This window comes from Undibacterium pigrum, from assembly GCF_003201815.1.
In the GTDB taxonomy this organism is placed as follows: Bacteria; Pseudomonadota; Gammaproteobacteria; order Burkholderiales; family Burkholderiaceae_D; genus Undibacterium; species Undibacterium pigrum.
On record NZ_QJKB01000003.1, the window covers coordinates 71,534 to 86,597 of the forward strand.

Consider the following 15,064-nt stretch of genomic DNA (forward strand, 5'->3'; position numbering starts at 1 on the left):
ATTAATGTTTTTGCCGATAATCGCGAATCGCCTGCGTGTGTTCTCTCAGATCAAACTGATACAAGCCAAACAGTCCCTTGCGCACCTTGATGGTCAGGACTTCATCAGCAGTCTTGCTGCACCAGTAATCTCTGGTCATGTGAGTGTATTCAACAACAGGAAGACTGGTATCTTCTGGCAACAAATTCTCGCAGCCTGCATCACGATGGTATCTGGCTTCCAGCAAAGGGCCACCTACAAATTGATTGATACGAATACCGGCGACATAACTGGCCGTACCAAATGTGATCCCTCCCATCACGGCCAGGACACCGACGATGCCTGATGGTATGAAGTCACGACTACGCGCCTTTAACAAGCAATAAACCAGAATTAATGTGACTGACAAGCCTGAAATGATATGCGGCAAACAATATTCAAGATTAAAAAAAGCATAACCCTCATGTTGTGACATCACATCCACGAAACAGTAGACGACCAGGCAGCTCAATACCAATAACAGGTTTTTTGTCGCAGCATTTTTTGTCAAATCAAAAGAAGATGTCTCGCTCTGACTATTGCTGGGATATTTTTCGAAGATATCAAATTCACGAAGAACCTTGATCAAATCAGGCTCGGCATCATTTGCCTGGCTACCGTGAGTCGTAGTTTGCATCTGCCAATCGTTAAGCCTGATCGTCATATGTCCCATATGACGCCCGCTAAGCCTTGAGCGCAACTGTATGAGTTGCAATCTTTTCATATATTTCACGTCTTTCAGATCAGCCCAGAGAAGTTCTTTTTCAAGAAACCTCAAGATCGTCCAGCCGCTCTCAGGCAAAAGTTTTAGCCGCACTCCAGAACTGTCAATACATAGCCTGGCAGAACGATTAAATTTGAGGATGGCAAAATTCGATGCCAGAATGAGGAAGAAAAGAAAGAAATGAAACCAAGGAAATGAGGGGGAAGATGCCAGCTTTTTGATATCTGCCAACTTCAGCAAATCCCAATACACCAGCCAAAAAACCACTGCCAGCATGCTTAAGAAAAGCGTGGAAATTAACAGATACTCTATCCAGGAATATCGGCGTTTCTTCCATGTAAAAACATAAGTTGGAACTACGTTTTGCATAATATCCATCTACTGAAATCCGCATTCAAATTAGCAAAGAATGCATGATGTCATAGATGGATACTTGCTTCAATAACAAATCATTCTTGATAGCGTGAGCGCAACAACTGCAGCATCGCCACATTCAATTCCCATGCATCCGAAACGACTTGATTTGTATACGGCAGGCTTTGTGTATAAGGTGAGGGACCAAACTCAGGTGTCAGTGTGATTTGCTGTTTGCCAGAAGCGCGTTGCTGGCTGATGATGGCGTCCCACCAGGACAGATGTTGTTGCAAGGCGGCTGCATGTTCAGGCGCACGGAAATCATTGACTTGTGGCCCCTGACTGTGACCGACGCGGGCATGGATGTGGAGCACATGAGGGAATACTTTTTCCAGTATATGCGCCTGATCTTCCAGCAAGGATTCGCAGGCACAGCACCAGTGCGAGAGATCTGCATTCAATTGCAATTGTGGGCGCTGCTCAAGATAGGGCAGCAATAGCATGGGATGGCCACTGAAGCGGCTGCGGTGGATTTCATGAACGATGGCGACTCCAGTTTCACCCGCTATCTCGTCAGCCAAATCCAGCAGCTCATTGTTTTGTGCCTGGCTGTAAAAATCCTTGCCAGTATGGGTGTTCACGAACAAGGGTTTTGCTGCGCAGGCATTGCGAAGCAAATCTGCGAGTGCTTGCTTGTGTGCGGCAAAGTCACTGTGAAAGACCGTCTCCCATTGCTGGGCAATCAGTTTAAGTCCGGCATCGTCAATCGCGGTGGTCCAGGCATCTCGTTCAGCCACATCCATGGGCAGCGACATTTCTATGCCGTCAAAACCGGCTTCCAGCACTTTGTTAATGAAAGCTTCACGGCTCAGGTGAGCACTGCCCCAGTGTGGGGCGAAAATCAATACTTCAGAATTCATCATTAGCTACTCAAACAAAACCACGGACAGGGAAACTGGCATCACGCTGTATCCAGTTTTGTGGTGAGTAATTGGTCGTTCCATCCGTCACATGCAGGGTGTAGGCATGGCGGGAAACTGCCGAGCGATTCGGTGCGCTGTAATGCGGCAACAGGCCATGGAAGCACACCAGACTGCCTGCCTTGACCTCCAGCGGAATAGCCGCGCTGTCATCTGGCCAGGGCATGCTGTCGAGTTTTTCGACGCGGACCTGATCGCCTTCACGCACGAAGCGTTCGCGCATGGGTGTGCGGTGTCCTCCCGGCTCTGCCCACATGCAGCCATTTTCCAGTGTCGCATCTTCCAGTGCAAACCAGAAGGTGGTGACGCTGACAGGATCAGTCTCAAAATACGTCGCATCCTGATGCCAGCGCACTTCACCACCTATGCCTGGCTGCTTGAAGATATACATGGACTGGTAAATCTGTGGCTGTTGCAGGCCCAGTTGCTCAGCGACCTTTGCCAAAGCAGTACCACGCGAAAACGCGCTGAAGACCGGATCAAGATCATGTATCGCATGACCTATCTTGTTGATGGACAGTGATTTGGCTTGGCGCAGATTGCCTTGTTCATCGAAGGCTTCTTCTTCAAAAAAACAACTGATGTTGTTGGCTGAATTGAGGAAGTAATGATCGACCTTCTTTTCTTGCTCCTTGGTGGTGAAGATGGATTTGGAGGATGCAGGATCAAATTCATCAACGATTTTGGCTGCACGCTCACGAAGGGCAGCGATTTCATCAGCATTTTTGAAATTGGGGACGACGACGTAGCCGTCTTGCTGAAATTGAGCGATTTGTTCTTTGCTGAGCATGCTGACTCCTGGCTGTAAATGCGGGGGAAGCAAAAGACAATCATCTATCTTGGCGTCTTTGCTTGATCTGCATCAAGTGTAGCGAATTTCATTTGTTGCACACAATACCCACAATGATTGACAGATTGTCGCCAATTTGAAGACAATAGCCAGATGGACCAGTTAAAAGCGATGGAAATCTTTGTCGAAGTAGCAAGGCAGCGCAGTTTTAGCGCCGCCGGACGCCACCTGGGTATCAGCCGCGCAGTGGTCAGCAAACACATCATGCAACTTGAAGCTGAACTGGGCGCACGGCTGCTACACAGATCGACCCGTGAAGTCAGCCTGACCGAGTTGGGACAGGCCTACCTGGAGCCTTGCAGCGCCAGCGTTGAACATGCACGGCAGGCAAGGCTGGTGGTCAGCCAGGCAGGCAATGAGCTGGCGGGCGGAATACGCATACAGGCACCGAATAGCTTTGGCAGCGATTGGCTGGCCGATGCCCTGGCCCGTTTTACCTTGCTGCACCCAATGCTGCAGCCGACCCTGCATGTCGATGATAATCTGCTGGACCCGTTCAAACATGGCTTTGACCTCAGCATACGGGTAGGTGGCATACCCGACAGCCCCGGTTTGCATGCACGCAGGCTGGCCCCCTGTCGTGGCCTGTTGTGCGCCAGCCCGGCCTATCTGGCAGAGCATGGCATGCCCGCGCACCCTACAGAATTGAACCGGCACCGCTGTCTGCACTTCAGCCATCTTACCCAGGGCAATACCTGGCATTTTGAGCGCGATGGTGAAACCCTGGCGGTGGATATCACACCCGGCTTTGCTTCCAACAATGGCAAGGTCTTGCATCAGGCAGCCCTGCGCGGGCTGGGGATAGTCTATGACACGACTTTTCTGGCATGGCGTGATTTAATTGAAGGCAATCTGGTCACAGTTTTACCAGACTGGAACTTGCCTTTGAATGACTTCACCGCACTTTATCCCGCTACCCGCAAAGTCAGCCCCAAGGTGCGGGCGCTGATTGATTTTCTGGTGGAAGAATATCAGCCTGTACCGGAATGGGATAGGGCCTTGCTCGCAACCGGGCTCTTGTAAAATAGAGTATTGATCAATACAGACAGACCATATGGATTCAGCTTACTGGAAGCTCGCACACTGGAAGAGGATACCAGTTTATGCACATTGGACTATCCTGCTTTGGTTTCCATGGGCTTTGATACAGGGAATCAAGCTGGTCTGGCTGTTCCCGAGCTTTCTGGCATTCGTCACTATCCTGCTATTCCATGAATTTGGTCATGCGATTGCGGCAAGATATACAGACACCAAGGTTTATGCCATCAAACTATTCCTAATGCATGGTGAATGCTCGCATGAGACGCCGTACTATGAATCAGAGGATATTTTAATTGCCTGGGGCGGCGTGCTTGGGCAGTTGTTGCTCCTGGTATTGGCTGTTGTAGCGCAATATCTGCTGTTCTATTTCTCAACTATGTGGATGTATCAACTATCCCCGGTGTTCGACGTACTGACTAAAACCAATCTGATCATCATCGCCTTTAATTTAATCCCGGTAAAACCTTTGGATGGTGTCATTGCGTGGCGCATCATCCCTTTCGTTTTACTGAAAATCCGAACGAAAAAAGCGGGCATCTTGTCCAGATTTGCCAAGCGCCAGCAAACATCTGGGAGCAAAACTAAAGAGCAAACTGAAGAGAAAAATGCAGACAAGATAGCCCAGGAATTATTTGATCGACTTAAAAAATAAGCCGTATTTCATCTACATTTCAGAGATCAGTGTACCCAGGGTTTTGATACCCTGCTCCATCTCGCGCCCCCATGGCCGTCCTATATGCATGCGCAGATAATTTGCGTATTTACCAGAACCGGAAAACAGGCTGCCCGGCGTAAACGCTATACCCTTTGCTACTGCCTGACGCAGCAAAGCAAGACTATCTATATGCTCAGGCAATTCCAGCCATAACCACCAGCCACCTGCAGGGCTGATGACTTGTGTACCCAAGGGAAAATGACGGCTTATGGCAGCAGTCGCCAGCGGGATATTAGCCGCCAGGCGCTCACGCAATTTGCGCAAATGGGAAGGCAAGGCACCTGACTGTATAAACTCAGCCAATACTGCCTGCTCAAACAGGGGCGTGATCAGGGAAGCGCTGAGCTTCAATGAATTGATCCTGGCTTGATAACGCCCGCCAGCTATCCAGCCTATGCGAAATGCCGGGGCCAGGCTTTTGCTGCAAGAGCCGCAGTAGATGACCCTGCCCTGCTTGTCCCAGGCCTTGATGGCTTGTGGCCTTTCCTGCTGGTGCGAAAGGTCGCCAAAGACATCGTCTTCTATCAGGGCCAAATCATATTGTTCAACCAGGCGCAGCAGGCGCTTCTTGTTTTTGTCCGGCATGGCACAACCGAGGGGATTCTGGAAATTCGGCATGGCAACGATGGCGCGCACCGTGCCCTGATGCTCAAGCGCATATTCCAGCGCTTCCAGGCTTATGCCCTGGCCTGGCACGCAAGGAATTTCTATAGCCTTGATGCCGAGGTTCTCAAGCATTTGCAACAAGCCAAAATAGACTGGCGACTCAACAATGACGGCATCACCTGGCTGGGCAACCGCACGCAGGGCGACACTCAGTGCTTCTGTGCTGCCATTGGTGATGAGCAGATCATTGGCCTGCAAATCCATGCCTGCGTTTTTCAGCCATTGTATGAGGCTGGTTTTCAGTGCTGGCAAACCCGTACCGCCGGGATACACACCTATCAGCATGGGGTCTTGCCGCAGCAAACGCTGGGCGATCTTGGCCAGGGATTCACAGGGATACCATTCTGGCGCGGCGCTGGCCAGATGCAGGCCCAGGTGCAGGGGTTGTGCCGTCAGAGAATACAATTCCGTCATTCTGTGCTGCAGCGACATCAGTTTGTCGTACTCAACTGCCGGTGCAGCCTGGCTGTTTTTTTTCTGCGTCACTGTGCTTGTTGTTTGTCTGGATTTCCAGTCAGCAACATAGATGCCAGACTTACTGCGTGCCTCGACCAGACCCTGGCTTTCAAGGTAACGGTAGCAGCGTATCGCAGTAGAAACGCTGACGTGCTGCGTCTCTGCTATCAGGCGCACCGATGGCAGGCGTTCGCCTACCTGATAACGGCTGGCCCGGATGTCTGCACCGATGGCGTCTGCTAGTTGTCTGTAACTGTGCTGCATAACAGATACCTTGAATATGAATCTGTATAGCATAAGACAGACTGACACTGTAAGTAAATGCTCAGCAAGGCAGATTTACACTAAGGCTATGAATACACCACACTCTACCCCTCTCCTTGCCCCGGCAAATGCCATCAAGCCGGGTTTTGCCGCTACGGCGGCAGATTTTTTTCCTGCGGTGCTGGCTGGCCTGATTGCAGTCCTGATCTCTTATGCTGGCCCCATGCTGTTGATATTACGGGCAGCACAAAGCGCAAAACTGACGACGGCCCAAACCAGTTCATGGATATGGGCTATATCCATAGGCTCAGGCCTGGTGGGAGTATGGATGAGCTGGCGGCACAAGATACCAGTGATCTGTGCCTGGAATACACCGGGTGCAGCCTTGCTGGTAACTGGCCTGGCGACTGTGCCTTATCACCAGGCCATAGGCGCCTACCTGGTTGCGGCGGCGGCGATATGGCTGATAGGCATTACCGGCATCTTTGAAAAGCTGATGGCAAAAATACCTAAAAGCCTGTGCGCAGCCATGCTGGCGGGCATCCTGTTCCGCTTTGGTGTTGATGTATTTGCCAATGCACGTAGTGAGGTTGCTGGCGCGCCCTGGCTGGTGACTGCCATGTTTGCGGCTTACCTGATATTCAAACGCCGCAGCGCACGCTATGCCATCGTCCTGACTTTGCTGAGTGGCGTCGTGCTCTGGAGTGCTCTAGGCTGGGGCGACAGCAATCAGGGCCAGTCTATTGCCGTGCAACTGGGTTTGACCATGCCAGTCTGGACTACGCCTGAATTTTCTTTAAGCGCCATCATCAGCCTGGGCTTGCCGCTAGCGCTGTTATGCCTGACTGGCCAGCAAGTACCCGGTGTGGCTGTCATGCGCGCTGCAGGTTACGAACAGGCCCCCACCAGCAAGCTGGTCAGCGCTACCGGTTTTGTCAGCATCTTGCTGGCGCCATTTGGCTCACACGGCGTGAACCTGGCAGCGATTACTGCAGCGATTTGCACCGGGCCAGAAGCACACCAGCAAGCAGAAAAACGCTGGGTCGCCGGTGTTGCCTGCGGTGGATTTTATTTATTGATAGGTAGTTTTGCAGGCTCCCTGACTGCCCTCTTCCTGCACCTGCCACATGCACTGGTGACCACGGTGGCTGGCCTGGCACTGCTGGGTGCAATACAAAATGGTCTGGTGAATGCCATGCAGGAAACAACAGAACGTGAAGCTGCGCTGATCACTTTCATCGTCACGGCATCGAATATCAGCTTGCTGGGTCTGGGTTCTGCCTGCTGGGGCATCGTTCTTGGCGTGATCAGCTATTACCTGCTGCGGGTAAAAGCCAAATGAACCTTGCCATTCTTATTCACTGAACTTGCTGACAAAGGTCGCCACCCCATCCCAGTCAGCAGGTAATGGATTTTGCCGGTAGTGAGCTATACGTTCAAGAAAGACCTGGGAAGCCAGGTCTTCTGCACGGACTTGCAGATATGACAGGAAAGATTTTTCGGCAACATCCCACTGCTGCGCGCGGAAATCATCAAGCGCCTGATGCCAGAGTTCCAACAAGGCAGACTGGGCATCGTCTATGCTCGCAGCAATGGCAATAGGTTCAAAGATCGAGATGGGCCGGGTCTTGCCCTTGACCCTGACCCTGTCGAGTTCCCGGTAAGCGAATTCTGCTGCAGCAGTTTTTGTCGCCTCACCAACCACGACGCCGACACCATACACCTTGGTAATACCTTCCAGGCGTGAAGACAGGTTCACCGCATCACCCATGACGGTATAGGCTAGCCGAATCTTGGAACCCATGTCACCTACACGCACTTCGCCTGTGTTCAGACCTACTCCTATCTTCAGCGCAGGCCAGCCGCGTTTGACAAAGTCTGCACTCAGGCCTTGCGCGATGGACTGCATTTTCAGCGCACTGGCAACGGCTAGCCTGGCATGCTCTTCCAGACGCACTGGTGCACCCCAGAAAGCCATAACGCAGTCACCGATGTATTTATCGAGCGTGCCGCGATTACCGCGAATTTCTTCTGACATCGCGGTCAGGTAGATGTTGATATATTCTCGCAAGTCTGCTGCACTCAGGCTTTCGGAAATAGTCGTGAAACCGCGCACATCAGAGAACATCACAGTCAGCTCGCGAATTTCACCTTCCATGGTGTAGCTATCAGGTTCTTCTGCCATAACGGCAACCAGTTCAGGCGCTACATATTCACCAAAGCGCCTGACCACGCCGCGCAACTTCCTCGACTCAACCAGATAGCCCCAGGTGATGTTGAACACGAACAGAGCAGCGATCAATAACAGCACTGTTGCCAGCGGCTGGACGAGATTGAATGACTGATACATCCAGTAATTGAAGGCAATCACCAATACCAGCATGGCCGTGGTGCACATCACGGCTGCCAGCGCTTTGAAACGCGACAAGGCAAAGCTGAGCAATAAGCCGATCAGGCATACCTGTATAACTTCAAAACCACGCGTGCTGTCAGAGCGCTGCTTGACATCGCCGTCCAGTATCGAGGCAATCACATTCGCATGCATTTCCACGCCCGGGTAATCCAGTCCAAGCGGCGCTGTACGCAAGTCTTTGAGACCAGCCGCCGTTGTACCTATCAGAATGATTTTCTCTTTGAGCTTATCGACAGCCAGGCGCTTTTTGAGCACATCCGAAGCTGATACATAGGCAAACCCGCCACCATTTGGGCCACCCTTGCTTTTATAGTGGATCAGTGCAGTTAGCAATGGTTCTACCGGAATGCGCTTGTTGGGTGTGGAATTAAGCTTGATCGCTTCTATCGAGCCATAATTATTTAAAAAACTTTGAGAATTGATGCCATCAGCTTGCAAAAACACTGGTTTGACTTTGCTGGCATTCAGGGCGATACGTGCTGTTGCCAGTGACAGTGCTTCATAGTAGCCAGCACCATGCTTTGCCAGCAAGGGAATGCCCCGTATCACCCCATCAGCATCCGGTGAAGGATTGAAAAATCCACCAGTAATCGCCGCTTTTTGCAGCTCCGGCAAATTGGCGGTGTACTTGGTGTAAATGGCAGACTCAAAACTGCGTTCGCCGAGGTCGGCATCGACAAAGGCTGGCGTAGGCAGCAAGCCTTTTGAATTGTCATTCGGGGTATTTGAAAACACATAACCCAAAACCACAGGGCGCCCCGCTAAAGTCCTGGCGAGTTTGTCGTCAAAATCGAGTTCTTTTCTGAGTGCGGGCATTTGCGCTACAAAGCCAGCATTTTCCTTTAACTCTTTTTGCGCCAGGCCTTCAAGCACCTGTATGCCCGTACTATTGTCCGGTTCTGAAAATACGATATCCAGCCCTACTGCCCTGGCATGGTAATCGTCAGTCAATCTTTCTATCAGATCAGCGACGACTCCCCTGTTCCAGGGCCACTGCCCTACCTCCTGCAAACTCTTTTCATCGATATTGACGATGACAATGTCGGGATTAAAAGTGGTCGGCTCCCACCTCATACGCAGGTCATAGATAAAGTAATCGACTTTTTCTATGAGAGTGGTCGGCAAATTGCCATTTGCCTGCAAGGCAGCCATGACGATGAGCAGCACGCAGATGCCCCAGCGTGTCAGTTTGTTGATGTGCTTCTGCAAGCTTTCCTCCACAAACTCAGTTTCAGGTATTGCTTATGCCGGAAAATTTTTCTGCTACCCGATATCTTTCAACATGAGCAACAGCAAGTCTGGACATGAGACTCAAATACGGTAACCAGGTACCAAGCTCAGATCCACGTCATCTATCTGACTCTTGTCCATGAAGCGTTCTGCATACGTCAGATAAACTTTTTTCCTGACAAAGATATCGAACAAGTCAGGATCAATATGACCATTCAGGGCAAAGCTGCCAAGTATGCGCAGGGATTCGGTCAGGGTCTTGCCGTCTTTGTAGGGCCGGTCTTTGGCAGTCAGGGCTTCAAAGATGTCAGCTATCGCCATGATCTTGGCTTGTACCGACATTTGCTCACCACGCAAGCCGCGCGGGTAACCTTTGCCGTCCATGCGCTCATGATGACCACCTGCGTACTCCGGCACGTTTTGCAAATGCTTGGGCCAGGGCAAGGCTTCCAGCATCTTGATGGTGGTGGAGATATGGTTATTGATGATGGCACGCTCTTGCGTATTCAGCGTGCCAGCGCGCACAGACAGGTTTTCGACCTCATCTGCATTCAGGAAAGGCTGAGTGTTGCCGTGTACATCAGTCCATTGCCATGTGGCGATATCGGCCACACGTTGCAGGTCATCGGGACTGGTTCTTTCTGAACCTATATTGAGCTTGCGCAAAAAATTGCGGGCGTCTTCGATTTTAGCCAGCTCGGTTTGCAGGCCCTGTTCCAGCTCCGCAATGAGTTGCTCATTATTGACACTGGCCTGATACAGGGCGCATTTACTCTTCCATACCCTGATCTCGGCATCACGCTTCAAGACTTCAAAGCGGGTATCGAGCAAGTGCACGCGGTCAAATATGGTTTCCAGCTTGGTGGATTTTTCAACCACATGAACAGGAGTGGAAATCTTGCCGCAATCATGCAAGATGCCCGCCATCCATAATTCCTTGCGGTCTTTGTCTGTCATCGAGAATTGCGCCAGCGGCCCGTCCTGCGTTTCATGCACGGCATTGGCCAGCAGCATGGTCAGTTCGGGCACATGCTGACAATGTCTGCCTGTGTGTGGCGATTTTTCATCAATGCCGATATTGATCAGGTGGACCAGCGAGACAAACAGGTTTTCAAGTTGCGAAATCAATTGCTGGTTGGTCAGGGCGATGGCTGCCTGAGAGGCCAGGGCTTCAATAAAACGCTGATCGGTTTCAGTAAATGGACGCGGTTCGCCAGTCTCAGGATCAGTGGCATTGATGAGTTGCAAAACTCCTATCAACTCACCCTCGTGGTCATGCATGGGCACAGTCAGCAGAGACTTGGTCTTGTAGTGGAATTGCTGATCAAAATTACGGGTGCCAGAAAAATTGAAGACACCTACGGTATACACGTCCTGGATATTTACTGAAAGCTTGTAGTTGGCCGCATAGGCGGCAACAGCATTGAGGTTTTTGCTGCCATAGGCATCTATCAGAGGGATATTGGGAATATCTACTGTCTGGCCCTTGACCCCACCCTGATACATGTTCAGGGTGTCATTCAGGGAGATATTGAAGCACAGGCTTTGCTTGTCTTTACTCGTACGGTATAGCGTGCCGCCATCGGCATAAGTGATACTTTTAGCCGAACGCAGTATGTTTTCCAGCAATAAAGGTGTGTCGTGATTGCTGCTCAGTTCCAGACTAAGCTCGGTCAGCTTTTCCAGGCGTTGTGCAATTTCGCTACTGCTTAGTGCAGTCATAATCACCTTCTCCAGATCGTATCTAAATATAAGCTACACCGCATTGTGTATTCACTGCGCCAGTTTGCGCCCGCAACATGAACAGTGTATGAATCAGGTAAAAACAGATATTCATTTTTAAAATGTGAACTGCTCACCAGTCTTCAGTGCTTTAAAAATCCTGTCCTTGCTTAGTCCCAGTTCTGCCATGATTTGTGCTTCCTGCCCTGGTTTCAGATGATAGATGAAAAAATCGACTTTGGCAGGTACGGCTGCGATATCTTCCATCAGTGAAGATGGACAGAAATGCTTGGAAATCTGGGCCAGCTCTGCCTCGGCATTGGGAAATGAGCAATCAACGATAACCATGTCCAGGCCAGGCTGCCCGGCCAGGTCTTGCCACAATGCCGGCGTGCTGGCCATATCGCCGGTGAATAAAAAGCCTCTGCCTTGCGAGCGCACCCAATAGCCGACAGAGCCTTGGGTATGATTCACTGCATGAGAAGTAATTTGCCTGCTGCCCAGCGTCAGGCTGCTGCCTGCTGGCATTTCCTGGTATTGCATGGATGGCTGCTCTGCATTCGGCAAGCTGCTGAAGTCTGGCCAGATGCTCCAGTTGAATATATGGGTTTTCAGGGCATGCAAGACATCAGGCGTGGCATGTACGGTCACAGCTTTGCTGCGTTTGCCAAATACGGCATCCATGAGCAGGGCCAGGCCCGCTACATGGTCAAGATGACTGTGGCTGATAAACACATGGTCTATCGCCACCAGTTGCTCTATGTTGAGCTGCGACAAGCCCGTGCCCGCATCCAGCAAGATGTCATCATCAATTAACATGCTGGTTGTGTAAGGGCCGTTACCACCTATGCCGCCTGCACAACCAAGAATTTGTAAGTTCATAAATACAAAAATAGTGCGCCCCTGAAAAACCAGAGCTTTGTTATCTTTAGATTAACACCTTCCCGGCGAAAACCTCAGGGCTAGCTTAACACTTTCTCCAGGAACAAGAGAATTCTTCGCATGCATTCATCCCTGAAGATAGGCTAATTTCAAGCTTTGCGCTATAAAGAGTTGACTATCTGGTCAGACATTCAATTTCCGTGATACATTTTTGTAAAAATTCAATCTGGGAATTACTAATTTACAGTATCTTGCAATCACTCTCCTGCTTTAGTTGACAATAAGCTGATAATTACTGTGTGAGACACGCAACGGCTCAAGGAAAAAGAATCGTGGTAACTGCTCAAGTCGCAAATGCTTCCAAAGAAAGTCTCGATCATCGCCTGCAATTTTTTAAAAACCTGCAGACACTGACAAATAAAATCCATGGCGCAGATGCACTGGATCAGATCATGCTGGATGTGTCGCCAGATATTTGCAATCTGTTCGAGTGTGACCGCCTGACCATCTATGTAGTTGCCCAGGACAAGATCACCCTGATTTCCAAAATCAAGACCGGCCTGAACTCATTCAAGGATTTGCGCTTATCGATTTCTGACCAAAGCATTGCCGGCCATGTCGCCCTGACCAAAACCATGATCAGCCTGCGCGATGTGTATGACGATGAAGAGTTGCGCTCACATTCGCCCACCTTGAAATTCCAGCGTGCCGTTGATCAGCGCACCGGTTACCGCACCAAGCAAATGCTGGTGGCCCCGATTATTGACGCGCAAAGCAAGGAATTGCTGGGTGTCGTGCAATTCATCAATCACCGCCTGGGAGATGCTTTTACAGCCATCGCCGCCGAAGGTGTGCAAGCCCTGTGTGAAACTCTGGCTGTTGCATTTTCACAAAAGAGCAAGGTATTACCGACCAATACACCGCGCACGAAATTTGATTTCCTGGTATCGGAAGCCATACTCTCCGCCCCTGAACTGGAGCTGGCTGTGCGCTCGGCACGGCGTAATCTGCTGGACCTGGAAGATGTGCTGATTGATGAATTCAAGGTACAGCGCAGTATATTGGGCCAGGCCTTGTCCAAGTATTTCAATGTGCCTTATGAAGAATTCAAGCCTGAGCGCATCATCCCGGTTGATCTGGTCAAGAGACTCAAGCGCCAGTATGTAGAACAGAACTCCTGGCTACCCATCATGGAAGACCAGAATGGCCTGACAGTATTGGCAATAGATCCTGAACATACCAATACCACGCATGTGGTCAACCACGTGTTTGCTACGTCAAAAATCAATTACCGGGTCACTACCAAGAAAGAATTTCGCCAGACCATAGACCAGTTCTTTGGTGGTGTCAGCGATGGTGGTTCTGTCGATGAATTATTATCAGGCATGGAAGATGAGGATGATGAGCATGCTGGCCAGGCAGTCGTCGAAGTATCTGCGGCAGTTGAAAATGAACTGGTCAAGCTCATCAATAAAGTCATCATCGATGCCTATCAGCAGGGTGCGTCAGACATCCATATCGAACCCCGCCCAGGCAAGGAAAAAACCCTGATACGCTTTCGCAAGGATGGCACGCTGTCACCCTATATCGAAATACCTGCCAGTTATCGGAGTGCCTTGCTGGCACGTATCAAGATCATGTGTGACCTGGATATTTCAGAGCGCCGCAAACCCCAGGATGGCAAGATCAAGTTCAAGAAATACGGCCCCTTTGACATAGAGTTGCGGGTCGCCACCATCCCGTCGTCTGGCGGCATGGAAGATGTGGTCATGCGTATCCTGGCTGCGGGTGAGCCTATTCCTATCGATAAGCTGGGTGTCTTGCCGTATAACCTGGAACGTCTGAAAAACGTGGTCAGCAAACCCTATGGCCTGTTCTTTGTCTGCGGCCCTACTGGTTCAGGCAAGACGACCACGCTGCATTCAGTCCTCAGCCATCTGAACACGCCAGAAACCAAGATCTGGACGGCCGAAGACCCGGTAGAAATCACCCAGAAAGGTTTGCGCCAGGTGCAGGTCAACCGCAAGGCGGGCATGGACTTTGCCACTGTCATGCGGGCATTCTTGCGCGCCGACCCTGACATCATCATGGTCGGTGAGATGCGCGACAAGGAAACCGTCTCGATAGGCCTGGAAGCCTCACTGACTGGCCATCTGGTGTTTGCTACCCTGCATACCAATAGCGCGCCAGAATCCATCGTCCGCTTGCTGGACATGGGTATGGACCCCTTCAATTTTGCCGATGCCCTGCTGGGCATTCTGGCGCAACGCCTGACCAAGCGCCTGTGTGGCAAATGCAAACTGGCTTACCATCCAGAAAAAGAAGAAATGATGGCTTTACTGGATGAGTATTGCCAGGAGCTGCTGAATACTGAAGTGTTTTTGAAAAACCCGCTTGAAGCCAAGAAAAAGGTGTTCACTACCTGGCAAAGCCAGTACGCCGACAAGACTGGCAAATTTACCCTGTACAAAGCCGTGGGGTGTGAGCATTGCTCGAATGGCTACAAAGGCCGGGTAGGTTTGCATGAACTGATGGTGGCCAATGACACCGTCAAGAAACTCATCCAGGACCATGCCCGTGTTTCTGAACTGCTGACAGCGGCGCTGGCAGATGGCATGCTGACCCTGAAAATGGATGGCATAGAAAAGGTCTTGTCGGGGATTACGGATATGAAGCAAGTCCGTATAGTCTGCATCAAATAGACTTCTGCAAAATCAGCTAGAATCTTTGCCTGAACCTCGCAAGCCAT

11 protein-coding genes are annotated in these 15,064 nt (G+C 50.7%); 4 read left to right on the plus strand and 7 right to left on the minus strand.

The window, feature by feature from the left end; all coding sequences use genetic code 11:
• Position 1 precedes the first annotated feature (1 nt).
• The 3 genes from DFR42_RS11205 to DFR42_RS11215 all read right to left on the minus strand — a co-directional run bounded on the left by DFR42_RS11205 (position 2) and on the right by DFR42_RS11215 (position 2,866).
• On the minus strand, positions 2-1,120 hold the full coding sequence (locus DFR42_RS11205; RefSeq protein WP_146218827.1) for a hypothetical protein: 1,119 nt from the start codon (positions 1,118-1,120) through the stop codon (positions 2-4).
• Positions 1,121-1,191: 71 nt separating this feature from the next.
• Positions 1,192-2,019 (minus strand): sugar phosphate isomerase/epimerase family protein, encoded by an 828-nt coding sequence (locus DFR42_RS11210; RefSeq protein WP_245936928.1) that lies wholly within the window; start codon positions 2,017-2,019, stop codon positions 1,192-1,194.
• Positions 2,020-2,026: 7 nt separating this feature from the next.
• Complete coding sequence (locus DFR42_RS11215; RefSeq protein WP_110255082.1) at positions 2,027-2,866, minus strand: phytanoyl-CoA dioxygenase family protein; 840 nt, start codon at positions 2,864-2,866, stop codon at positions 2,027-2,029.
• A gap of 153 nt (positions 2,867-3,019) precedes the next feature.
• Between DFR42_RS11215 and DFR42_RS11220 the strand changes: the two genes are divergently transcribed.
• Both DFR42_RS11220 and DFR42_RS11225 read left to right on the plus strand, forming a co-directional pair.
• Positions 3,020-3,949 carry a LysR family transcriptional regulator gene (locus DFR42_RS11220; protein ID WP_245936929.1) on the plus strand — a complete coding sequence of 310 codons (930 nt, stop codon included), beginning with the start codon at positions 3,020-3,022 and terminating at the stop codon, positions 3,947-3,949.
• Positions 3,950-3,980: 31 nt separating this feature from the next.
• Positions 3,981-4,619 carry a zinc metalloprotease gene (locus tag DFR42_RS11225; protein ID WP_110255084.1) on the plus strand — a complete coding sequence of 213 codons (639 nt, stop codon included), beginning with the start codon at positions 3,981-3,983 and terminating at the stop codon, positions 4,617-4,619.
• Between the two features lie 12 nt (positions 4,620-4,631).
• On the opposite strand, the gene DFR42_RS11230 is transcribed toward DFR42_RS11225, so the two are convergent.
• Positions 4,632-6,068 (minus strand): aminotransferase-like domain-containing protein, encoded by a 1,437-nt coding sequence (locus DFR42_RS11230; protein ID WP_110255085.1) that lies wholly within the window; start codon positions 6,066-6,068, stop codon positions 4,632-4,634.
• 88 nt (positions 6,069-6,156) lie between these two features.
• Here DFR42_RS11230 and DFR42_RS11235 point away from each other — a divergent pair, with 88 nt between their 5' ends.
• The gene (locus tag DFR42_RS11235; protein WP_110255086.1) at positions 6,157-7,410 is read left to right on the plus strand and encodes a benzoate/H(+) symporter BenE family transporter; all 1,254 of its coding nucleotides are present in this window, start codon (positions 6,157-6,159) and stop codon (positions 7,408-7,410) included.
• Between the two features lie 12 nt (positions 7,411-7,422).
• Here the strand turns inward: DFR42_RS11235 and DFR42_RS11240 are convergent, their stop codons facing one another.
• The 3 genes from DFR42_RS11240 to DFR42_RS11250 all read right to left on the minus strand — a co-directional run bounded on the left by DFR42_RS11240 (position 7,423) and on the right by DFR42_RS11250 (position 12,315).
• Positions 7,423-9,690, minus strand: coding sequence for a CHASE2 domain-containing protein (locus tag DFR42_RS11240; RefSeq protein ID WP_342766842.1), 2,268 nt, complete (start codon positions 9,688-9,690; stop codon positions 7,423-7,425).
• Positions 9,691-9,792: 102 nt separating this feature from the next.
• Positions 9,793-11,433, minus strand: a complete 1,641-nt coding sequence (locus tag DFR42_RS11245; RefSeq protein WP_110255087.1) for a GAF and HD-GYP domain-containing protein — start codon at positions 11,431-11,433, stop codon at positions 9,793-9,795.
• Positions 11,434-11,550: 117 nt separating this feature from the next.
• Positions 11,551-12,315: a 3',5'-cyclic-nucleotide phosphodiesterase gene (locus DFR42_RS11250; RefSeq protein ID WP_110255088.1), complete on the minus strand. Its 765-nt coding sequence runs from the start codon at positions 12,313-12,315 to the stop codon at positions 11,551-11,553.
• A gap of 332 nt (positions 12,316-12,647) precedes the next feature.
• Here DFR42_RS11250 and DFR42_RS11255 point away from each other — a divergent pair, with 332 nt between their 5' ends.
• Positions 12,648-15,017: a GspE/PulE family protein gene (locus DFR42_RS11255; protein ID WP_245936930.1), complete on the plus strand. Its 2,370-nt coding sequence runs from the start codon at positions 12,648-12,650 to the stop codon at positions 15,015-15,017.
• Positions 15,018-15,064 lie beyond the last annotated feature (47 nt).

Coding starts and splice junctions, on each gene's coding strand:
- DFR42_RS11205 (WP_146218827.1), bottom strand. CDS start 1,120: ATGGATATTATGCAAAACGTAGTTCCAACTTATGTTTTTACATGGAAG.
- DFR42_RS11210 (WP_245936928.1), bottom strand. CDS start 2,019: ATGATGAATTCTGAAGTATTGATTTTCGCCCCACACTGGGGCAGTGCT.
- DFR42_RS11215 (WP_110255082.1), bottom strand. CDS start 2,866: ATGCTCAGCAAAGAACAAATCGCTCAATTTCAGCAAGACGGCTACGTC.
- DFR42_RS11220 (WP_245936929.1), top strand. CDS start 3,020: ATGGACCAGTTAAAAGCGATGGAAATCTTTGTCGAAGTAGCAAGGCAG.
- DFR42_RS11225 (WP_110255084.1), top strand. CDS start 3,981: ATGGATTCAGCTTACTGGAAGCTCGCACACTGGAAGAGGATACCAGTT.
- DFR42_RS11230 (WP_110255085.1), bottom strand. CDS start 6,068: ATGCAGCACAGTTACAGACAACTAGCAGACGCCATCGGTGCAGACATC.
- DFR42_RS11235 (WP_110255086.1), top strand. CDS start 6,157: ATGAATACACCACACTCTACCCCTCTCCTTGCCCCGGCAAATGCCATC.
- DFR42_RS11245 (WP_110255087.1), bottom strand. CDS start 11,433: ATGACTGCACTAAGCAGTAGCGAAATTGCACAACGCCTGGAAAAGCTG.
- DFR42_RS11250 (WP_110255088.1), bottom strand. CDS start 12,315: ATGAACTTACAAATTCTTGGTTGTGCAGGCGGCATAGGTGGTAACGGC.